This is a genomic window from Xanthobacter luteus, assembly GCF_040049235.1.
Lineage (GTDB): Bacteria > Pseudomonadota > Alphaproteobacteria > Rhizobiales > Xanthobacteraceae > Xanthobacter.
Genome location: NZ_JBDZDO010000007.1, coordinates 123,282 through 143,084, shown reverse-complemented (window position 1 = coordinate 143,084; position 19,803 = coordinate 123,282). Strand labels below are relative to the sequence as shown.

At 69.2% G+C, this 19,803-nt stretch carries 17 protein-coding genes and 1 tRNA gene; 13 read left to right on the top strand and 5 right to left on the bottom strand.

Translation table 11 applies throughout. From position 1 onward, the window contains the following. Position 1: 1 nt before the first annotated feature. Complete coding sequence (locus ABLE88_RS20080; RefSeq protein WP_348833514.1) at positions 2 to 1,963, top strand: ABCB family ABC transporter ATP-binding protein/permease; 1,962 nt, start codon at positions 2 to 4, stop codon at positions 1,961 to 1,963. Between the two features lie 39 nt (positions 1,964 to 2,002). Here ABLE88_RS20080 and ABLE88_RS20075 read toward each other — a convergent pair whose 3' ends face one another. After that, a complete protein-coding gene (locus tag ABLE88_RS20075) occupies positions 2,003 to 3,625 on the bottom strand; it encodes an APC family permease (protein ID WP_348833513.1) in 1,623 nt (540 codons plus the stop codon). 251 nt (positions 3,626 to 3,876) lie between these two features. On the opposite strand from ABLE88_RS20075, the gene ABLE88_RS20070 reads away from it, so the two are divergent. Further along, the gene (locus ABLE88_RS20070) at positions 3,877 to 4,245 is read left to right on the top strand and encodes a DoxX family protein (RefSeq protein WP_348833511.1); all 369 of its coding nucleotides are present in this window, start codon (positions 3,877 to 3,879) and stop codon (positions 4,243 to 4,245) included. A gap of 6 nt (positions 4,246 to 4,251) precedes the next feature. Here the strand turns inward: ABLE88_RS20070 and ABLE88_RS20065 are convergent, their stop codons facing one another. Then, a complete protein-coding gene (locus ABLE88_RS20065) occupies positions 4,252 to 5,361 on the bottom strand; it encodes an anhydro-N-acetylmuramic acid kinase (protein WP_348833510.1) in 1,110 nt (369 codons plus the stop codon). A 112-nt stretch (positions 5,362 to 5,473) separates the two neighbouring features. On the opposite strand from ABLE88_RS20065, the gene tyrS reads away from it, so the two are divergent. Continuing rightward, on the top strand, positions 5,474 to 6,724 hold the full coding sequence (tyrS, locus tag ABLE88_RS20060) for a tyrosine--tRNA ligase (RefSeq protein ID WP_348833509.1): 1,251 nt from the start codon (positions 5,474 to 5,476) through the stop codon (positions 6,722 to 6,724). A 419-nt stretch (positions 6,725 to 7,143) separates the two neighbouring features. Here tyrS and groL read toward each other — a convergent pair whose 3' ends face one another. Then, positions 7,144 to 8,775 (bottom strand): chaperonin GroEL, encoded by a 1,632-nt coding sequence (groL, locus tag ABLE88_RS20055; RefSeq protein WP_348833508.1) that lies wholly within the window; start codon positions 8,773 to 8,775, stop codon positions 7,144 to 7,146. Positions 8,776 to 8,909: 134 nt separating this feature from the next. Further along, positions 8,910 to 9,224: a co-chaperone GroES gene (gene groES / locus ABLE88_RS20050; RefSeq protein WP_348833507.1), complete on the bottom strand. Its 315-nt coding sequence runs from the start codon at positions 9,222 to 9,224 to the stop codon at positions 8,910 to 8,912. Between the two features lie 373 nt (positions 9,225 to 9,597). Between groES and ABLE88_RS20045 the strand changes: the two genes are divergently transcribed. The 9 genes from ABLE88_RS20045 to ABLE88_RS20005 all read left to right on the top strand — a co-directional run bounded on the left by ABLE88_RS20045 (position 9,598) and on the right by ABLE88_RS20005 (position 18,626). Next, positions 9,598 to 9,876 carry an usg protein gene (locus tag ABLE88_RS20045; RefSeq protein ID WP_348833506.1) on the top strand — a complete coding sequence of 93 codons (279 nt, stop codon included), beginning with the start codon at positions 9,598 to 9,600 and terminating at the stop codon, positions 9,874 to 9,876. A gap of 356 nt (positions 9,877 to 10,232) precedes the next feature. Further along, a complete protein-coding gene (locus ABLE88_RS20040) occupies positions 10,233 to 10,835 on the top strand; it encodes an exopolysaccharide biosynthesis protein (RefSeq protein ID WP_348833505.1) in 603 nt (200 codons plus the stop codon). Between the two features lie 13 nt (positions 10,836 to 10,848). After that, positions 10,849 to 11,940 (top strand): tRNA preQ1(34) S-adenosylmethionine ribosyltransferase-isomerase QueA, encoded by a 1,092-nt coding sequence (gene queA, locus ABLE88_RS20035; protein WP_348833504.1) that lies wholly within the window; start codon positions 10,849 to 10,851, stop codon positions 11,938 to 11,940. After that, a complete protein-coding gene (gene tgt, locus ABLE88_RS20030; RefSeq protein ID WP_348833503.1) occupies positions 11,937 to 13,091 on the top strand; it encodes a tRNA guanosine(34) transglycosylase Tgt in 1,155 nt (384 codons plus the stop codon). The genes queA and tgt overlap by 4 nt, the downstream gene beginning before the upstream one ends. A 109-nt stretch (positions 13,092 to 13,200) precedes the next feature. Further along, complete coding sequence (gatC, locus tag ABLE88_RS20025) at positions 13,201 to 13,488, top strand: Asp-tRNA(Asn)/Glu-tRNA(Gln) amidotransferase subunit GatC (RefSeq protein ID WP_348833502.1); 288 nt, start codon at positions 13,201 to 13,203, stop codon at positions 13,486 to 13,488. Continuing rightward, positions 13,485 to 14,969, top strand: a complete 1,485-nt coding sequence (gatA, locus tag ABLE88_RS20020) for an Asp-tRNA(Asn)/Glu-tRNA(Gln) amidotransferase subunit GatA (RefSeq protein WP_348833501.1) — start codon at positions 13,485 to 13,487, stop codon at positions 14,967 to 14,969. The genes gatC and gatA overlap by 4 nt, the downstream gene beginning before the upstream one ends. After that, positions 14,957 to 15,280, top strand: a complete 324-nt coding sequence (locus ABLE88_RS20015; RefSeq protein ID WP_348833500.1) for a chorismate mutase — start codon at positions 14,957 to 14,959, stop codon at positions 15,278 to 15,280. Before gatA ends, ABLE88_RS20015 begins: the two co-directional genes overlap by 13 nt. Before the next feature lie 119 nt (positions 15,281 to 15,399). After that, on the top strand, positions 15,400 to 16,896 hold the full coding sequence (gatB, locus tag ABLE88_RS20010; RefSeq protein ID WP_348833498.1) for an Asp-tRNA(Asn)/Glu-tRNA(Gln) amidotransferase subunit GatB: 1,497 nt from the start codon (positions 15,400 to 15,402) through the stop codon (positions 16,894 to 16,896). A gap of 503 nt (positions 16,897 to 17,399) precedes the next feature. Next, complete coding sequence (locus ABLE88_RS20005; protein ID WP_348833497.1) at positions 17,400 to 18,626, top strand: ABC transporter substrate-binding protein; 1,227 nt, start codon at positions 17,400 to 17,402, stop codon at positions 18,624 to 18,626. A gap of 95 nt (positions 18,627 to 18,721) precedes the next feature. On the opposite strand, the gene lipB is transcribed toward ABLE88_RS20005, so the two are convergent. After that, positions 18,722 to 19,489, bottom strand: coding sequence for a lipoyl(octanoyl) transferase LipB (gene lipB, locus ABLE88_RS20000; RefSeq protein ID WP_348833496.1), 768 nt, complete (start codon positions 19,487 to 19,489; stop codon positions 18,722 to 18,724). Between the two features lie 197 nt (positions 19,490 to 19,686). On the opposite strand from lipB, the gene ABLE88_RS19995 reads away from it, so the two are divergent. Further along, a tRNA-Leu gene (locus ABLE88_RS19995) sits at positions 19,687 to 19,771 on the top strand. Positions 19,772 to 19,803: the final 32 nt, after the last annotated feature.

Below are 19,803 nucleotides of genomic sequence, written 5' to 3'. Positions count from 1 at the left end.
CATGTCCCCGACCCCGACCCCCCCCGTTTCGCCAGCGCCGCGCGCGCCGGCCCCGGTCCCCGGTCTGGGGCTCGCCGCCACGGTGCGCGCGCTGTGGCCCTATCTGTGGCCCGCCGACCGGCCGGACCTGAAGCGCCGCGTCCTCGTCACCTTCGTGCTGCTGTTCGCCGCCAAGGGCGCCACCATGGTGGTGCCGTTCGTCTTCAAATGGGCCACCGATGCGCTCGCCGCCGAGGCGGACGGGCAGGGGGATGGCGCGACCATCGCCTATATCCTCGGCGCGCCGATCCTGCTGACGCTGGCCTACGGTTTGGCCCGCATCACCATGGCCGGCATCACCCAATTGCGCGACGGCCTGTTCGCGCGGGTGGCGCTGCATGCGGTGCGCAAGCTCGCCATGGTCACCTTCCGCCACATGCACCAGCTCTCGCTGCGCTTCCATCTGGAGCGCAAGACCGGCGGGCTGACGCGGGTCCTGGAGCGGGCGCGCGACGGCATCGAGACCATCGTGCGCATGCTGATGCTCCAGCTCGCCCCCACCCTCGTCGAGCTGGCGATGGTGCTGGGCGTGCTCTACTTCGCCTTCGATTGGCGCTATGCGGCGGTGGTGGCGGTGACGGTCGCGCTCTATACCGCCTTCACCTACAAAGCGAGCGAATGGCGCATCGCCATCCGCCGCGAGATGAACGACAGCGACACGGATGCCTCCTCCAAGGCGGTGGACAGCCTGCTCAATTACGAGACGGTGAAGTATTTCGGCGCCGAAAGGTGGGAGGCGGCCCGCTACGACCGTTCGGTGGCGCGCTACGAGAAGGCGACGGTGAACACCTTCACCTCGCTCGCCTGGCTCAATGCCGGGCAGGCGCTGATCTTCACCCTGGGCCTCACGGCGCTGATGGCGCTGTGCGTGCTCGACATCCGCGCCGGGCGCCAGAGCGTCGGCTCGTTCGTCATGGTCAACGCCCTGATGATCCAGTTCTACGTGCCGTTGAACTTCCTCGGCATGATCTATCGCGAGATCAAGCAGGCCATGGTGGACATCGAGGCCATGTTCGCCGTGCTCGCCCGCGACCCCGAGATCAAGGATGCGCCGGGGGCGCCCGATCTCGTCGTCTCCGGCGGCGCGGTGCGCTTCGAGGACGTGCACTTCTCCTATGAGGGCGACCGGCCGATCCTCAAGGGCATCTCCTTCGAGGTGCCGGCTGGGCGCACGGTGGCCATCGTCGGCCCCTCGGGGGCGGGCAAGTCGACGCTCTCGCGCCTGCTGTTCCGCTTCTACGATGTCTCCGGCGGGCGCATAACCATCGACGGGCAGGACATCCGGACGGTGACGCAGGACAGCCTGAGGGCGGCCATCGGCATGGTCCCCCAGGACACCGTGCTGTTCAACGACACCATCGCCTACAACATCCGCTACGGCCGCCCCGACGCCGGCGACGCCGAGGTGGAGGAGGCCGCGCGCCTCGCCCAGATCGACGGCTTCATCCGCGCCGCGCCCCAGGGCTACAAGACCGAGGTGGGCGAGCGCGGCCTCAAGCTCTCGGGCGGCGAGAAGCAGCGCGTCGCCATCGCCCGCACCATCCTGAAGGCCCCGCCCATATTGGTGCTGGACGAGGCGACGAGCGCGCTCGACAGCCATACGGAGAAGGAGATCCAGGATGCGCTCGACCGGGTCTCGGAAGGGCGCACCACGTTGGTGATCGCCCACCGGCTGTCCACCGTGGTGGGGGCGGACGAGATCCTGGTGCTGGCCGAGGGCCAGGTGGCCGAGCGCGGCAGCCATGCCCAGCTGCTGGCACGCGGCGGTCTTTATGCCGCCCTGTGGAACCGCCAGCGGGAGGCGGAGAGCGCGCGCGAGAAGGTGCGCGCGGCCGAGGAGGAATTCGTCGCCGTCAGCCGCGGCCACGATTTGCCCCGCGATGTCGCCCCGGATCTCAGGGAGGACGCGCCGAGCCCGGCGTGAGCGCGCCGCAATGGGGGCGCGCGCCGCGGTGCGGGCCGCTCAGACGTGCACCTGGCCCGAGGTCGCGAGCGGGTCGATGGGCGCGTCGGCGGAGAGCTGCTCCATCACCTGCTCCTCCAGCATGTAGCGGTCGAACTTGTCCCGCGGCAGGCGCGACTTCAGCGCATAGACGAACACCAGCGCGGCGAGCAGCGCCAGGATCGCCATGTCGACCCCGAACGGAATGAGCCCGCGCCCGCCGAAGGCGCCGAGATAGGACACGATGGCGATGCCCAGGAGATAGGGCACGAGCCACAGCGCCTCCGCCACGTCGAGGTCGCGCGTCATGCGGGCACGGGCATTGACCAGGAACAGCGCGAGCCCGATCGCGAGGCAGATGCCGAGGCGCCACACCGTGTTCCAGCCGCTCCAATAGATGATGAGGGTGGCCACTACGAAGGCCGCGAGCGCCACCCAGAAGACGCCGGGGATGCGCAGCGGCCGGTGCGCCTCGGGCAGAAGCGAGCGCAGCGCCACCACCGCCACCGGCCCCACCGCGAACGACAGGATGATCGCCGCCGAGTTGAGCTGCACCACCTCGTCGAACGGCAGCAGCACGAAGGCGAGCACCGCGAATGCGAGGTTGAGCAGCAGCGCCGCGAGCGGCACGCCGCGCGCGGAGATGGTGGCGAAGACCTTGGGGAAGAAGCCGTTCTCGGCCAGAGCGAAGGCGAGGCGGGCGTTCGAGCCGACCGCCACGAGGCCGCCGCCGAAGGGGCCGATCACCGCGCCGAAATTGAGCAGGCTGACCAGCCAGAGCAGGCCCAGGGCGGCGGCGATCGCGCTGAGCGGGCCGAGATCGCCGGGCAGGGCGAGCGCGCCCCAACCGTTGGCGAGGTCGGCGGGGCGAAGCGCGCCGGTGAAGGCGAACTGCAGCCCGCCATAGATCAGGAGGCAGATGAGCACCGACAGGACCAGCGCTAGCGGGATGGTGCGGCCGGGATTCTTCACTTCCCCCGCCATGTCGATGGCGTGGCGGAAGCCGATATAAGAGAAGACCACGCCACCCGAGGAGATGGCGCCGAGGATGCCGGCAAGGCCCATGGGGGCGAACCCGCCCTGCGCCGTGAAGTTCGCGGTCTCGAAGCGCGAGGCGACGAACAAGGCGATCACCAGCATCGGGATGGCGAGCTTGGCCCAGGTGATGGTGGTGTTCACATAGGCGAAGAACTTCACGCCGAAAGCGTTGATCACGGTGAACAGCGCGAGCAGGCAGCCGGCGAGCCCGACGCCGCCCCAGGAGAGGACGCCGCTGCCCGGCGCCGTGTAGAGCCAGTCCAGATGCGGCGCCAGATAGCGCAGCATGGCCTCCACCTCGATGGGCGCGGTGGTGGAATAGCCCACCCAGCCGCTCCACCCCATGGCCATGGAGACCACGTTGCCGTGGCTGAACTGGGGGACGCGGGCGATGCCGCCGGCCACCGGCAGCATGGCGGAAATCTCCGCGAAGGTGAGCGCCAGAAGCAGCATGGCGATGCCGCCGAGCACCCAGGCGACAAGCGCCGCAGGCCCGGCATGCTGGGCCGCGAGGAGGGGCGCGAACAGCCAGCCCGAGCCGATGATGCCGCTGACGGCGACGAAGGTGAGACCGATGAGGCCGATCTCGCGGTGCAACTTGCCCATGGGTGCCCCCGACGCGCCACCGTCAGCCTACCCTAGGAGGCGCGGCGGCGCCGTGCATCAACTTTCGTCTAAGTTTGCGGTGTCATAGTGTATTTTCCCCCGCGTGCGCCGCCGGGTGAGGCCGCCTTCGGCGGGCGGTACCGGCCGCGCCTCGATCCGCCGACGGCTCCCGATGCCATTGGACGGGCGCCAGCTTGGCGCTAAGGATTGCGCCCCGAAGCGCCGGGGAGGGGATGGGGATGGAGGGAGCCTTGGATCTCGCAGGCTGGGGCGTGGTCGCCGGCCGGGTGCTGCTGGGCAGCCTGTTCCTGATCGGCGGCATCCACCACGCCTTCATCTTCGATCAGGTGGCGAAGATGATGGAGGCGAACGGCATCCGGCACGCGCGCCTTCTCCTCGCGGCGGCCAGCGTCTTCCAGGTGCTGGCCGCCGCCTGCCTCATGGCCGGCATCCTCGTCGTGCCCGCTGCCCTGGGCCTGGCCGGCTTCACGGTGATCGCCAGCGTGCTGATGCTCGACTTCTGGAATTCCAGCGGGCCCGAGCGCGACGGCAAGGTCCGGCAGATCCAGTCCAACCTCGCCATCCTCGGCGGGCTCGTGCTCGCCGCCGCCACCGCCTGAGGCCCTTCAGGGGCGGAACACGACGCCGCCGGTCAGGGGTGCGGGGCAGCCGGTGGTGGCGGGGAAGGTCAAAGGCAGCCCCCTCAGCGCGCGCACCGCCAGGAAGGCGAAGGCCTCCGCCTCCAGCGCGTCCACCGACCAGCCGACCGCGTCCGCCGTCATCACCGGGACGCCGAGCTGCCGCTCCAGCAGCGCCAGCAGCGTCCCGTTGCGCGCCCCGCCGCCGGCGACGATCCAGCGCCTCGGCGTGGCCGGGAGCAACGGGACGACGGCGGCGACGCTCGCGGCGGTGAGCGCGGTAAGCGTCGCGGCGCCGTCCTCCAGGCTGAGGCCATCGAGCCCGAGCCGGGCCTTGGCGACCTCGCGAAATTCGTTTCGGTCCAGTGACTTGGGCGGCGGCGCGGCGAAGAAGGGATGGGCCAGCACCCGCGCGAGCGCCGCTTCGTCCGCCGTGCCGCGCCGGGCGATGGCGCCGCAATCGTCGAAGGCGAGGCCGGCGCGGGCAAAGAGGAAGTCGTCGAGCAGCGCGTTGCCCGGCCCGGTGTCGCAAGCGACGGGGTCGGCCTCGCCGTCGAGGAAGGTGACGTTGGCGACGCCGCCCACATTCAGCACCGCCAGCGGGCGCGGGCCATCGAGGCCGGCCGCCAGCGCGCGATGATAGACCGGCACCAGCGGCGCGCCCTGGCCGCCCGCCGCCACGTCCGCCGCCCGCATGTCGGCCACCACCGGGATGCCGAGCCGCCTGGCCAGGCGTTCGCCGAGGCCGAGCTGCACCGTCAGCCGGGCGTCGGGGCGGTGGATCACGGTCTGGCCGTGGAAGCCCACCACGGCGATGTCGGAAGGCGCGAGCCGCAGGCTGGCGATCAGCGCCTCCACCGCCTGGGCATTGAGTTCGGTGATGCGCGCCTCCGCCGCGGCGAGCCGGCCCGGCCGGTCGGTGCGGGCATTGACGCCGCGCGCATCCTCGACCGCGCCGGCGAGGAGCGCGCGGGTCGCGGAGCAGAACGGGAAGGTGAGCGCCGGGCCGCGCCAGAAGACCGCCTCGCCGTCGGTCTGGACCAGCGCCACGTCCACCCCGTCCATGGAGGTGCCGCTCATGAGCCCGATGGCATGCATGCGTCTTTCCCGCCTCCCCCTCCGCCGCCGCCCCCGGTCGCAAACCGGGCGCGGACCTGATACACCCCGCTCCTTCCGCCCGTCCGCTTTCCGCCAGACCGACAGAATTGCCATGACCAGCCCCGCCTTCCGCTCCGACTTCCTCAACACGCTCTCCGAGCGCGGCTACATCCACCAGTGCTCGGACCTCGAGCGCCTCGACGCCAAGGCGGCGGAAGGTCCCATCACCGCTTATATCGGCTTTGACGCCACCGCATCGAGCCTGCATGCGGGCCATCTGCTCTCCATCATGATGCTGCGCACCCTGCAGCGCACCGGCCACCGGCCGATCGCGCTCATGGGCGGCGGCACCACCAAGATCGGCGACCCGTCCGGCAAGGACGAGGCGCGCAAGATGCTGAGCGACCAGCAGATCGACCACAACATCGCCTCCATCCGCAGGGTGTTCGCGCGGTTCCTGGATTTTGGCGCCGGGGCGGTGATGGAGAATAACGCGGTCTGGCTCGACGAGCTGAAATACATCCCGCTGCTGCGCGAGGTGGGGCCCCACTTCACCATCAACCGCATGCTCACCTTCGATTCGGTGAAGCTGCGCCTGGAGCGCGAGCAGCCGCTCACCTTCCTCGAATTCAACTACATGATTCTGCAGGCCTACGACTTCGTGGAGCTCAACAAGCGCCACGGCTGCATCCTGCAGATGGGCGGCTCGGACCAGTGGGGCAACATCGTCAACGGCATGGAATTGGGCCGGCGCATGCGCGGCGCCGAGCTGTTCGCGCTGACGACGCCTTTGCTCACCACCTCGTCCGGCGCCAAGATGGGCAAGACCGCCGGCGCCGCCGTGTGGCTCGATGCCGATCTGCTGTCGCCGTATGAGTATTGGCAGTACTGGCGCAATACCGGCGACGCGGATGTGGAGCGCTTCCTGAAGCTTTTCACCGAGCTGCCGCTCGGCGAGATCGCTCGCCTTGCCGCGCTTCAGGGCCAGGAGATCAACCTCGCCAAAGAGGTGCTCGCCACCGAGGCGACCGCGCTGCTGCACGGCCGCGAGGCCGCCGAAAGGGCGAAGGAGACCGCCCGCACGACCTTCGAGGAAGGCGCGCTGGCGGTGGACCTGCCAACCGTCAACGTGGCGCACGCCAAGCTGGAGGCCGGCCTGGCGGTCGCCAACGCCTTCGTGGACGCGGGCCTCGTGGCCTCCACCAGCGAGGCGCGCCGCCAGATCAAGGGCGGCGGCCTTAGGGTGAACGACGCCGCGGTGACCGACGAGAAGGCATCGCTCTCGCTGGGCAGCCTCACCCCCGAGGGCGTCATCAAGCTCTCGCTCGGCAAGAAGAAGCACGTGCTGCTGAAGCCGGAGTGAGTTGGGGTTTCCCCTCCCCCTTGTGGGGAGGGGCAGGGTAGGGGTCTCTGCGCGGCCGCGGATTCCTGCTGCCACAGGCCCCGGCCGCCGCTTCACCCTCGCCGCAAGGGGGGAGGGGAGCCGCGTCCGGTGGAAGAGTGTGCCCAAATGAAAAGGCGGCCGGAACGATGTTCCGGCCGCCTCTTTCTTATCTGCCGCCCACCCTCTGTATGCGCCGGGCGGCGCCAGACGTTGCCCGACCTCAGAAGTCCATGCCGCCGCCCGCGCAAGCCGGCTGTTGCCGGCTTGCGGTCCTCATGAGAGCCGGGCGGCGCCAGACGTTGCGCGACCTCAGAAGTCCATGCCGCCGCCCGCGCAAGCCGGCTGTTGCCGGCTTGCGGTCCTCATGAGAGCCGGGCGGCGCCAGACGTTGCCCGACCTCAGAAGTCCATGCCGCCGCCCGGCATGGCCGGGGCTGCGGGGGCGTTCTTCTTCGGCAGCTCGGCGATCAGCGCCTCGGTGGTGATGAGCAGGCCGGACACGGAGGCCGCGTCCTGGAGCGCGGTGCGCACCACCTTGGTGGGGTCGATGATGCCGGTCTTCACCATGTCCACATATTCGCCCGTCTGGGCGTTGTAGCCGAAGGTGTAGTCCTTGCTCTCGAGGATCTTGCCCACCACCACGGAGCCGTCGTCGCCGGCGTTCTGGGCGATCTGACGCGCCGGGGCCTGGACCGCCTTGCGGACGATCTCGATGCCGGTGCGCTGGTCGGGATTGTCGACCTTGATGCCTTCCAGCACCTTCACCGAGCGCAGGAGCGCGACGCCGCCGCCGGGCAGCACGCCTTCCTCCACCGCGGCGCGGGTCGCGTGGAGCGCGTCGTCCACGCGATCCTTCTTCTCCTTCACCTCGACCTCGGTGGCGCCGCCGACGCGCACTACGGCCACGCCGCCGGCGAGCTTGGCGAGGCGCTCCTGCAGCTTCTCGCGGTCATAGTCCGAGGTGGTCTCCTCGATCTGCGCCTTGATCTGCTGGATGCGGGCGGTGATGTCGGCCTTCTCGCCGGCGCCGTCCACAATCGTGGTGTTCTCCTTCTCGATCACCACCTTCTTGGCGCGGCCGAGCATGGAGAGGTTGACGTTCTCGAGCTTGATGCCGAGGTCCTCGGAGATCGCCTGACCGCCGGTCAGGATGGCGATGTCCTGCAGCATGGCCTTGCGGCGGTCGCCGAAGCCCGGAGCCTTCACGGCCGCCACCTTCAGGCCGCCGCGCAGCTTGTTCACCACGAGAGTGGCGAGGGCTTCGCCCTCCACGTCCTCGGCGATGATCACGAGCGGCTTCGACGACTGGACCACCGCCTCGAGCACGGGCAGCAGCTCCTGGAGGCCGGAGAGCTTCTTCTCGTGGATGAGGATGTAGGGGTCCTCGAACTCGACGCGCATCTTCTCGGCGTTGGTGACGAAATAGGGCGAGAGATAGCCGCGGTCGAACTGCATGCCCTCGACCACGTCGAGCTCGGTCTCGAAGGACTTCGCCTCCTCCACCGTGATCACGCCCTCATTGCCGACCTTCTTCATGGCCTCGGCGAGGAACTTGCCGACCTCGGCGTCGCCGTTGGCGGAAATGGTGCCGACCTGGGCGATCTCCTCGTTGGAGGTCACCTTCTTGGAGTTGGCGGCGAGATCCTTGACGATGGCGTCCACCGCGAGGTCGATGCCGCGCTTGAGGTCCATCGGGTTCATGCCGGCCGCCACCGCCTTGGCGCCCTCGCGGACGATGGCCTGGGCCAGCACGGTGGCGGTGGTGGTGCCGTCGCCGGCGAGGTCGTTGGTCTTGGAGGCCACCTCGCGCACCAGCTGGGCGCCGAGGTTTTCGAACTTGTCCTCGAGCTCGATCTCCTTGGCCACCGTCACACCGTCCTTGGTGATGCGGGGGGCGCCGAAGCTCTTCTCGATGACGACGTTGCGGCCCTTGGGGCCGAGGGTCACCTTCACCGCATTGGCGAGGATGTCGACGCCGCGCAGAACCTTGTCGCGCGCGTCCACGGAGAATTTCACGTCCTTGGCAGCCATGTGCCTTGCTCCTTCAGCTTGGGACGAAATGGACTTCTCGGAGGACCGGCCGTCTCGCCTTCGAGGCTGGACCGGCGCGGCCTTCCGCATTGCCTGCGAAGGCCCCAGGGCCTTCGTCCTGGCCTTTGAAGGCCTCAGGCGGCCTTCTTGGCGGAGGCGCTTTCCTCGACGATGCCGAGGATGTCGCTCTCCTTCATGATGAGCAGGTCCTGGCCGTCGATCTTGACCTCGGTGCCGGACCACTTGCCGAACAGCACGCGATCACCCGCCTTCACGTCGAGCGCCACCAGGTCGCCCTTCTCGTTGCGGGCGCCGGGACCGACCGCCACCACCTCGCCCTGCTGGGGCTTCTCCTTGGCGGTGTCGGGGATGATGATGCCGCCGGCGGTCTTCTCTTCGGCGTCGATGCGCTTGACCACCACGCGATCGTGCAGGGGACGGAAACCCATCGGGGAAACCTCCGGTTGGAATGCCATTTTTCGGGGCGCCGGACGCGATGTCGTCCGGCTCCGGCCGCGATCTAAGGGCGGCCTGCGCCGGCTTCAAGGGGGTGGCGCAAAAAAATTAGCACTCTCATAAAGTGAGTGCCAGCGGCGGGAAATCCTTGCCGCCTCTCGGCTTTTCTCATCCGGCCCGAAGCCGCGCACCTGCCATCGCTTTGCGGCGGCATTGGGGGCGCCGCTGTCAGCAGTCCCGCTTCATCGCTGCTAGTCCATTGTTTTTGCTTAAGGAAACCAAATTTTAGCCTTGGCGGCGGGAAACTTTGAAGCCGACAATGCATTTCCGGCGCAGGGCCGGCTCAGGCAGAGGAGGTTTCAGGACATGGTCTCTTCGGTGTCGCGCGACTTTGTTCGTCAGATCGAGGGCTACGGCCTCGCCACGGCCGAGATCCTCTATCGCCTTCCCGACCATCCCCGGCTGCTGCAGAGCTTCGTATGGCAGGAATACGACCTGTGCCCCGCCTTTCCGGAACTCAACCGCTTCCTCGCCTTCTGGCAGAAGGAGATCGAGGGGCGGCTGCATTCCGTCCGGGTGGCGCATTGCGGGCTGATCAAGCCGGCGGAGCTGACGCCCGTTGACGGTATGTTCCTGCTCCATTGAGGATTTGATTCTCTCTTGGGGCGTTGGCTCTCCCAAAGGAACAGGGGATGCGCTAGCTTGACCGCGGGCGGCAGGCTGGCATGCGCGTCTGCGGGGGTTCACGCGCATGCCGCTTCCGCCCCCGCTCCGCATCCGCGCCGACCGTTGCGGCGCGGGCCGGCCCTGAGCCGCGCTGTTTTTGCGCCGCGGTCTCGGCGCCAATCCCTTTCCCGGAAGGTCTTTCGCGCCGTCGCGCCGGGGAATCGGGGCCGCCGGCAGGGCCGCGCCACGCCGTTCCGATCGCCGCGACCGCGATCATGCCCTGACGCCGCCGCTTTCTCGATGCTATGGATGGGCGATCAGGAGGAAAGGTCGCCTTGGACCACCGCACGCCCAGAACGTCCGAGCTGCTCGCCGCCGTCCTCGCCGCCCATACCGAGGACCAGGTGGCCATCGGCGATCTCGTGAACGCCCTGCGCAACCGCGCCTTCGGCATCCTGTTCCTGATCTTCGGCATTCCCAATTGCATCCCCGCGCCGCCGGGGCTGCCGGTGATCCTCGGCATCATCCTCGCGCTCATCGGCGCGCAGCTGGCTTTGGGCCGGCAGGAATTGTGGCTGCCCGAGAAGATCGCCCGGCGCACCTTCTCCCGCGCTCTGCTGGAGACCATCGTCACCCGGTCGCGCCCCTATATCGAGCGGTTCGAGCGGATCAGCCGGCCCCGCTACGAGCAGTTCGCCGGCCCCACCGCGCGTCGCGCCGTGGGCGCGACGGTGGTGCTGCTCGGCATCGTCCTGCTCCTGCCCATCCCGTTCTTCGGCAATCTGCCACCGGGCATCGCCGTCTGCGTGTTCGGCCTCGGCCTGGTGGAGCGGGACGGCCTCGTCATCATCCTCGGCTTCGTGGCGACCGTTCTCGGCCTGATGGCCACTGCGGCGATGAGCTGGCTCATCTATCAAGGCGCCATCGCCATCTTCTGAGCCGCCTCTTCCCATGCGCGTCGACGCCTTTGATTTCGAGCTTCCCGAAGAGCGCATCGCGCTGCGTCCCGCCGCGCCGCGCGACGCGGCGCGCATGCTGGTGGTGCGTCCGGGGGCATCGCCCGAGCTCCAGGACCGGGGCGTGCGCGATTTGCCGGGCTTCCTCAAGCCGGGCGATGCGCTGGTGGTGAACGACACCCGGGTCATCCCCGCCGCGCTCGAAGGGGTGCGGGAGCGCGCCGGCGGGGCGGCGGTGCGCGTCGAGGCGAATTTGGTGAAGCGCCTCGGCCCGGCGCTCTGGCGCGCCTTCGCCCGGCCCGGCAAGCGCCTGAGCGCGGGTGACCGCATCCGCTTCGGCGGGGAGGCGGGGGCGACCTGTCTCCTGGGCACGCTGGACGCCACGGTGGCGGGCAAGGGGGAGGACGGCGCCGTCGACCTCGCCTTCGATTTTTCCGGCCCGGCGCTCGATGAGGCGCTCGACCAGATCGGGCACATGCCGATCCCGCCTTACATCGCCGCCCGCCGGCACGAGGACGCGCGCGACCGGGAGGACTACCAGACCCTGTTCGCCCGGGTGTCCGGCTCGGTGGCCGCGCCCACCGCGAGCCTGCACTTCACGCCCGATCTGTTGGCCCGCATCGCGGCGGCCGGGGCCGGGCGGCATACGGTGACGCTCCATGTGGGGCCGGGCACCTTCCTGCCGGTGAAGGCGGAGGACACGAGCGACCACCGCATGCACGCCGAATGGGGCGAGGTGACGCGCGCCACCGCCGACGCGCTGAATGCGGTGAAGGCCGGGGGCGGGCGCATCCTCACCGTGGGGTCGACCTCCACCCGGCTGATCGAGAGCGCGGCGGGCGCGGACGGGATCATCCGCCCGTTCGTGGGGGAGACCGACATCTTCATCACCCCCGGCTACCGCTTCAAGGCGGTCGACGGCATGCTCACCAATTTCCATCTGCCGCGCTCGACCCTGGTGATGCTGGTGGCGGCGCTGGTCGGCCACGAGACGCAGAAGCGGGCCTATGCCCATGCCATCGCGGAAGGCTACCGCTTCTATTCCTATGGCGATGCTTGCCTGCTTCTGCCAGAAGGCGGCGCATGACCTGTGCCCCGTCCGCCGCCGACACTTTCGCCTTCACGCTCGCCGCCACCTGCGGCGCCGCCCGCACCGGCGTCATCGCGACGCCGCGCGGGGACATCCGCACCCCTGCCTTCATGCCGGTGGGGACGGCGGCGACGGTGAAGGGGCTCTATTTCGATCAGGTGCGGCAGGCGGGCGCCGACATCGTGCTCGCCAACACCTACCATCTCATGCTGCGCCCGGGCGCCGAGCGGGTGGCCAAGCTCGGCGGCCTGCACCGCTTCATGGGCTGGGATGGTCCGATCCTCACCGACTCGGGCGGCTTCCAGGTGATGAGCCTGTCCTCATTGCGGAAGGTGACCGAGACTAGCGTGACCTTCCGCTCCCATGTGGACGGCACGCCCTACGAGATGACGCCCGAGCGCTCCATCGCGATCCAGGGCCTGCTCGGCGCCGACATCCAGATGCAGCTCGACGAATGCGTCCGCCTGCCCTGCGAGGACGCCGAGGCGGAGCGCGCCATGCGCCTGTCTCTGCGCTGGGCGGAGCGCTCGAAGCGCGCGTTCGAGAGCCAGCCGAAGGGCCGCGCGCTGTTCGGCATCGTCCAGGGCGGCGCCGTGCCCGCGCTCCGCGTCGAATCGGCCAAGGCACTGGCCGACATGGAATTTTCTGGCTATGCGGTGGGCGGTCTCGCGGTGGGCGAGCCGCAGGCCGTGATGCTGGCCATGATCGAGACGGTCGAGCCCCATCTGCCGGCACAAAAGCCGCGCTACCTCATGGGGGTGGGCACGCCGGACGATCTCCTCGAGGCGATCGGGCGCGGCATCGACATGTTCGACTGCGTGATGCCGACCCGCTCGGGCCGCCACGCCCTCGCCTTCACCCGCTTCGGCCGCATCAACCTGAAGAACGCCCGCCACGCCGAGGACCCGCGCCCGTTGGACGAAGAGAGCGGCTGCCCGGCGCTGCGCGACTATTCGCGCGCCTACCTGCACCATCTCGTGCGCTGCGAGGAGATGCTGGGGGCGATGCTGATCTCCTGGGCCAACATCCACTATTACGAACAGCTCATGGCCGGCGCCCGCGCCGCCATCGCCGCCGGGCGCTTTGGCGACTACCTCGCCGAGACCAAGGACGGCTGGGCGCGGGGGGACCTGCCGCCCGTGGGGTGAGGGCAGGGCGCGCCCCGCCGCCCTGCGGCAGCGGATCCCGAACCACACCCGCCATTGCATCCTGGAACCCCCCCTTGCTATAGCGCAGGTCGGCTTTCGGGAGCACAGCATGTCCGTCGATCAGGCGACCGTCCGCCGCGTGGCGCATCTTGCGCGCATCGCGGTCCGCGAGGACGAACTCGACCCTCTGAGCCAGGAGCTCAACGCCATCCTCGAATTCGTGGAGCAGCTCGCGGATCTTGATGTCTCCGGCGTCGATCCGCTGACCAGCGTGGTTCCCGTGGACCTGCCCATGCGCGAGGACGTGGTGACCGACGGCCACTGTCCGGACAAGGTGCTGGCCAATGCCCCCGAGGCCGAGGGCGGCTTCTTCACCGTGCCGAAGGTGGTGGAATGACCAAGCTCACCCAGCTGACCCTGACCCAGGCGCGGGAGGGCCTCGCCACGGGCGAGTTCACCGCGGTCGAGCTCACCGAGGCCTATCTGCGGGCCATGGACGAGGCGCGGGCGCTCAACGCCTACGTGCTCGAGACGCCGGAGATCGCCCTCGACATGGCGAAGGAGAGCGACGCGCGCATCGCCTCCGGCGATACCGGGCATCTGGAGGGCATCCCGCTCGGCATCAAGGACATGTTCTGCACCCGGGGCGTGCGCACCACCGCCTGCTCCAGGATCCTCGACGGCTTCGTGCCGCAATACGAATCCAGCGTCACCGCCAATCTGTGGCGCGATGGCGCGGTGCTGCTCGGCAAGCTCAACAATGACGAGTTCGCCATGGGCTCGTCCAACGAGACCTCCGCGTTCGGCCCCGTGGTCTCCCCCTGGCGCCGCGACGGCGACGAGACGCCGATCGTGCCCGGCGGTTCCTCCGGCGGCTCGGCGGCGGCGGTGGCGGCGTTCCTATGCGCCGGCGCGACCGGCACCGACACCGGCGGCTCGATCCGCCAGCCGGCGGCCTTCACCGGCACGGTGGGCATCAAGCCCACCTACGGGCGCTGCTCGCGCTGGGGCATCGTGGCGTTCGCCTCCTCGCTCGACCAGGCCGGCCCGTTCGGCCGCACGGTGAACGACGTGGCGCTGCTGCTGCGCTCCATGGCCGGCTACGACCCGAAGGATTCCACCTGCGTGAACCGGCCGGTGCCGGACTATGAGGAGGCGGTGGGCGCCTCCATCAAGGGCAAGCGCATCGGCATCCCGCGCGAATACCGCGTGGACGGCATGGCCGACGAGATCGACACGCTCTGGAACGACGGCGCGGCCTGGCTGAAGGATGCCGGCGCCGAGATCGTCGACATCTCCCTGCCGCACACCAAATATGCGCTGCCGGCCTATTACATCGTCGCGCCGGCGGAGGCCTCCTCCAACCTCGCGCGCTATGACGGCGTGCGCTACGGCCTGCGCGTGCCCGGCCGCGACGTGGTGGAGATGTACGAGAACACCCGCGCCGCCGGCTTCGGACCGGAGGTGCGTCGGCGCGTCATGATCGGCACCTACGTGCTCTCGGCCGGCTATTACGACGCCTATTACCTGCGCGCCCAGCGGGTGCGATCGCTCATCAAGAGCGACTTCGACCACGTGTTCGCGCAAGGGGTGGACGCGGTTTTGACCCCCGCCACGCCCTCGCCCGCCTTCGGCATCGGCGAGAAGGTGAAGGCGGACCCGGTGGAGATGTATCTCAACGACGTCTTCACCGTGACCGTGAACATGGCCGGGCTGCCCGGCATCTCGGTGCCCGCCGGCCTGTCGGCGGACGGGCTGCCGCTCGGCCTCCAGCTCATCGGCCGCCCGTTCGAGGAGGAGACGCTGTTCTCCCTCGCCGAGGTGATCGAGGAGGCGGCCGGCCGCTTCCCGGTGGAGAAGCTGTGGTGGCGCAAGTGAGCGGCGCCGTCGGCCAAAGCGGGCCGGTGCCGGCGGCCCTCGCCGCGGCGCGGCGCGCCATCGACGGCATCGACGCGCGCATGGTGGACCTGCTGGCCGAGCGCATCGCGGTGGTCGAGGAGGTGGTGAAGATCAAGCAGGCGAACGGCATTCCCGCGCTGCTGCCCGACCGGGTGGAAGAGGTGGTGGCGCAGGTGGAGGCGCTCGCCGCCGACAAGGGCCTGCCCCCCGGCATCGCCGGGGCGCTGTGGCGCACCCTCATCGCCCAGACCATCGACTACGAGAACGCGCATCTGGGCAAGGGCGCCTGAGGGGCGCCGCCCGCGGACCTTCCGCGGCAACGCTCCGAGTTGCCAGAGCGCTCCGGCAGGGGTTAGGTGAGCCCAATTTGGCGCGCGGCGCGCGCCCCTTCGATCACGGCAGGACGACCATGACCCTCCATACCCGCCCCGCGGAAGCCAAGAAGCTCATTGCCGGCGCCACCGGCGACTGGGAGGTGGTGATCGGCATGGAGGTGCACGCCCAGGTCTCCTCCAACGCCAAGCTGTTCTCCGGTGCCTCCACCGCCTTCGGCGGGCCGCCCAACGACCATGTCTCGCTGGTGGATGCGGCGATGCCGGGCATGCTGCCGGTCATCAACAAGGAATGCGTCGCCCAGGCGGTGCGCACCGGCCTCGGGCTGAAGGCTGAGATCAACCTCGCCTCCACCTTCGACCGGAAGAACTACTTCTATCCCGACCTGCCGCAGGGCTATCAGATCAGCCAGTACAAGAGCCCCATCGTCGGCGAGGGCTTCGTGGTGGTGGACCTCGCCGACGGCGAGAGCATCACGGTGGGCATCGAGCGGCTGCACCTGGAGCAGGACGCGGGCAAGTCGATCCACGATCTGTCGCCCAATCTCTCCTTCGTGGACCTCAACCGCTCCGGCGTCGCGCTGATGGAGATCGTCTCGCGCCCGGACCTGCGCTCCTCGGACGAGGCGAAGGCCTACGTCACCAAGCTGCGCACCATCCTGCGCTATCTCGGCACCTGCGACGGCGACATGGAGAAGGGCAATCTGCGCGCCGACGTGAACGTCTCCGTGCGCCGGCCGGGTGCGCCGCTCGGCACCAGGTGCGAGATCAAGAACGTCAATTCCATCCGCTTCATCGGCCAGGCCATCGAGGTGGAGGCGCGGCGCCAGATCGAGATCCTGGAGGATGGCGGCGCCATCGACCAGGAAACGCGCCTGTTCGACCCGAACAAGGGCGAGACGCGCTCCATGCGCTCGAAGGAAGAGGCGCACGACTACCGCTATTTCCCCGATCCGGACCTCTTGCCGCTGGTGCTCAAGGAGGACTTCGTGGCGGAGCTGAAACAGCATCTGCCCGAGCTGCCGGACGAGAAGAAGGCGCGCTTCATCGCCGCGTACGGCCTCTCCCCCTACGACGCGAGCGTCCTGGTGGCGGAGAAGGAGACGGCGGACTATTTCGAGACCGCGGTGAAGTCCGGCGGCGTCGCGCGCAACGCCAAGCTGGTGGCCAACTGGATCATGGGCGACATCGCCGCCTACGCGAACACGGCGGGCGTCTCCATCGCCCAGACCCCGGTCTCGGCGGCGCAGGTGGCCGGGATCGTCGACCTCATCGCCGACGGCACCATCTCCGGCAAGATCGCCAAGGACGTGATGGGCATCATTCTGGGCGAGAAGTATGAGGGCGATCCGCGCGATCTGGTGGAGGCGCGCGGCATGAGGCAGGTGACCGATACCGGGGCCATCGAGAAGGTGGTGGACGAGATCATCGCCGCCAATCCCGACAAGGTGGCCCAAGTTCTGGCCAAGCCCACCATGCTGGGCTGGTTCGTCGGCCAGGCCATGAAGGCCTCCGGCGGCAAGGCCAATCCCCAGGCGCTCAACGAGATCCTGAAGGCGAAGCTGGGGATCTGAGGGGCGTCGTCCGGCCTCGCCCGGAAGGGCCGCAATTCCGGCGTGCGCCGCGGAGGCGGTCGTCGCCGCCGGCGCCCCGGCCGGCCATAGTTTGCGTCCGGTGTCTTGTCCCTGAAGCGGACCGCGCCTGCACGCGCGGCCTTTCGCCCGGCGCATCCGCGCCGGGCCGAGCGTGCCTTGCGGCACGCCGCAACGCCCGCGCACCTCATCAAAATCGCTCATGAGGTCAGCAGCAAAATTCGTTTGTCGTACAATATGACGCGCATACGTTGAGGGCGCTCTTGCCGGGAACCGGCGCGGGCCGGTGGATCGGCGCGGCCCGTTTCACGATGGCAGCGATGCCCCGCCTTCGAACGCCGGGCCGGCGCGCGCGCACTGCCTGGAAGGCCGGGCCGGGGACGAAATCACTGACGGCGCTGCCAGCCCGGGCGCCGAAAACTCCAAGAACAACAGAGTTCGACGTTTCAACAACAGCAGTATCAAGAATAGACCTGGAGGAAACGATGAAGACGCCGGCCATCCTTCTCGGCGCGCTGCTCAGCGCCGCCGCGGGCGCCGCCTGGGCCCAGCCCGCGCCCGCGGGCATCTCCGACGACGTGGTGAAGATCGGGGTCCTGGGCGACATGTCGGGTCTTTATTCCGACGTGTCCGGCACCGGCTCCGTGGAAGCGGCGAAGATGGCCGTGGAGGACTACGGCGGCAAGGTGCTCGGCAAGCCGGTGGAGATCGTCTACGCCGACCATCAGAACAAGCCGGACATCGCCTCCTCCGTCGCGCGCCGCTGGTACGATTCGGAGAAGGTCGACGCCATCGCCGACGTGGTGGGCTCGGCCAGCTCGCTGGCCGTGACCTTCGTCGCCAATGAGCGCAAGCGCATCGCCCTCATCAGCAACGGCGCCACCGCCGAGCTGAACGGTGCCAAATGCACGCCCTATTCGGTGCAGTGGCGCAGCGACACCTACGCCATGGCGCGCAGCACCGCCAAGGGCATCCTCTCCCAGGGCGGCAAGACCTGGTTCATCGTCGCCGCGGACTACGCCCTCGGCCATTCCTTCGCGCGCGATCTGACCGACGTGCTGAACGAGTCCGGCGGCAAGGTGGTGGGCAAGGTGTTCCATCCCGTGGGGACCCCGGACTTCTCCTCGTTCGTGCTCGCCGGCCAGACCTCGGGCGCCGAGATCGTCGCCTTCGCCAATGCCGGCGGCGACATGGTGAATGCGGTGAAGTCGGCCTCCGACTTCGGCCTCACCGTGTCCGGCAAGCAGCGCATCACCGGCCTGCTGGTGTTCCTCTCCGACGTGCACTCCATCGGCCTTGAGAAGGTGCAGGGCCTGGTGCTGGAATCGGACTTCTACTGGGACATGGACGACCGCACCCGCGCCTTCGGCGAGCGCTTCTTCAAGCGCACGGGCCGCATGCCCACCATGACCCACGCGGCGAACTATTCGGTGGTGCTCAACTATCTGAAGGCGATCGAGAAAGCCGGCACCGACAACGCCGAGAGCGTGATGGCAACGCTCAAGAAAATGCCCATCGACGACGTGTTCGCCCGCAACGCCTACGTGCGCGAGGACGGCCTGCTGATCCACGATCTCTATCTCTTCCAGGTGAAGGCGCCGAAGGAGAGCAAGCGGCCCTGGGACTATTACAAGCAGCTCGCCACCATCCGCGGCGACGATGCCTTCCGCCCGCTCTCCCAGAGCGTCTGCCCGCTGGTGAAGAAGAACTGAGGCCTGCCGGGGGGCATGCTGCCCACCCGGCCGCTGGCCCGCCCGGCCGGGTCGCCCCGCGATCCGGCCGGCGGGCCCGCCTCGGTCGCCCTCCGTCAGGCAGGCGCCGCGCCCGGCGCGGTCGGCCCGAACACCTCCTCGAACGCCACCTTCAGCACCGCGTCCACCTCGGCCATGCTCACCGGCAGGCCGAGGTCGGCGAGGCTGGTCACGCCGTGCTCGCGCACGCCGCAGGGCACGATGCCGGAGAAGTGGGACAAATCCGGCTCCACGTTCAGCGAGATGCCGTGGAAGGTCACCCAGCGGCGCACGCGGATGCCGATGGCGGCGATCTTGTCCTCGCCGGAAAAGCGCGGCACCCACACGCCGACCCGGTCCTCGCGCCGCTCGCCGGTGACGTTGAAGGCCGACAGCGTGGCGATGATCCACGCTTCCAGCGCGCTCACATAGCGCCGCACGTCCGGGTCCCGGCGCTTGAGATCCAGCATCACATAGGCCACCCGCTGGCCCGGCCCGTGATAGGTGAACTGGCCGCCGCGCCCGGTCTGGAACACCGGAAAGCGCGCCTCCACCAGATCCTCGGGGCGGGCGCTGGTGCCGGCGGTGTAGAGCGGGGGATGCTCCAGCAGCCAGACGCATTCCTCGGCGCTGCCTTCGGCGATGGCGGCGGCGCGCGCCTCCATGGCGGCGGCGGCGGCCTCGAACGGGACCAGGCGCTTGCTCACCGCCCACGCCACCGGGGGCGCTGCGGCCTCCCGTGGGCGGAAGCTGGCGATCAGGCGGTCGCGCGGGACCGGGTGACTGGCGGCGCCGGGGGCGCGGGCTTGCGTGCCCGTCTCTGGGCTGCTGGCGCGGGAGATCATGGCGCCATGCTTATCCCATCCGCGCGGCTGGTAAAGGGCAGGCGCGGGCGCCCCGTCCGTGGCCTCCTCGGGCGCCGCTCCGCGCGCACGGGAGCGCCGCGGATCGCCTCTTGTGGCGCCGGTATCGATCTGTTAGACGATGGCCCCCGGCGGCGGCCGGCCCCTTTAGGGGCGCTGTCCCGGAGCCATCCCTGACTGCGGTCGTGGCGGAATTGGTAGACGCGCTAGCTTGAGGTGCTAGTGGGGAGACCCGTGGAGGTTCGAGTCCTCTCGTCCGCACCAGAGATGGAGGCAGGAAATCCCTGCCGGGGCGT

What these genes read in the sequence shown, in the direction of transcription:
- ABLE88_RS20080 (WP_348833514.1), top strand. Translation starts at nt 2, where the DNA reads ATGTCCCCGACCCCGACCCCCCCCGTTTCGCCAGCGCCGCGCGCGCCG.
- ABLE88_RS20075 (WP_348833513.1), bottom strand. Translation starts at nt 3,625, where the DNA reads ATGGGCAAGTTGCACCGCGAGATCGGCCTCATCGGTCTCACCTTCGTC.
- ABLE88_RS20065 (WP_348833510.1), bottom strand. Translation starts at nt 5,361, where the DNA reads ATGCATGCCATCGGGCTCATGAGCGGCACCTCCATGGACGGGGTGGAC.
- tyrS (WP_348833509.1), top strand. Translation starts at nt 5,474, where the DNA reads ATGACCAGCCCCGCCTTCCGCTCCGACTTCCTCAACACGCTCTCCGAG.
- groL (WP_348833508.1), bottom strand. Translation starts at nt 8,775, where the DNA reads ATGGCTGCCAAGGACGTGAAATTCTCCGTGGACGCGCGCGACAAGGTT.
- groES (WP_348833507.1), bottom strand. Translation starts at nt 9,224, where the DNA reads ATGGGTTTCCGTCCCCTGCACGATCGCGTGGTGGTCAAGCGCATCGAC.
- ABLE88_RS20045 (WP_348833506.1), top strand. Translation starts at nt 9,598, where the DNA reads ATGGTCTCTTCGGTGTCGCGCGACTTTGTTCGTCAGATCGAGGGCTAC.
- queA (WP_348833504.1), top strand. Translation starts at nt 10,849, where the DNA reads ATGCGCGTCGACGCCTTTGATTTCGAGCTTCCCGAAGAGCGCATCGCG.
- tgt (WP_348833503.1), top strand. Translation starts at nt 11,937, where the DNA reads ATGACCTGTGCCCCGTCCGCCGCCGACACTTTCGCCTTCACGCTCGCC.
- gatC (WP_348833502.1), top strand. Translation starts at nt 13,201, where the DNA reads ATGTCCGTCGATCAGGCGACCGTCCGCCGCGTGGCGCATCTTGCGCGC.
- gatA (WP_348833501.1), top strand. Translation starts at nt 13,485, where the DNA reads ATGACCAAGCTCACCCAGCTGACCCTGACCCAGGCGCGGGAGGGCCTC.
- gatB (WP_348833498.1), top strand. Translation starts at nt 15,400, where the DNA reads ATGACCCTCCATACCCGCCCCGCGGAAGCCAAGAAGCTCATTGCCGGC.
- ABLE88_RS20005 (WP_348833497.1), top strand. Translation starts at nt 17,400, where the DNA reads ATGAAGACGCCGGCCATCCTTCTCGGCGCGCTGCTCAGCGCCGCCGCG.
- lipB (WP_348833496.1), bottom strand. Translation starts at nt 19,489, where the DNA reads ATGATCTCCCGCGCCAGCAGCCCAGAGACGGGCACGCAAGCCCGCGCC.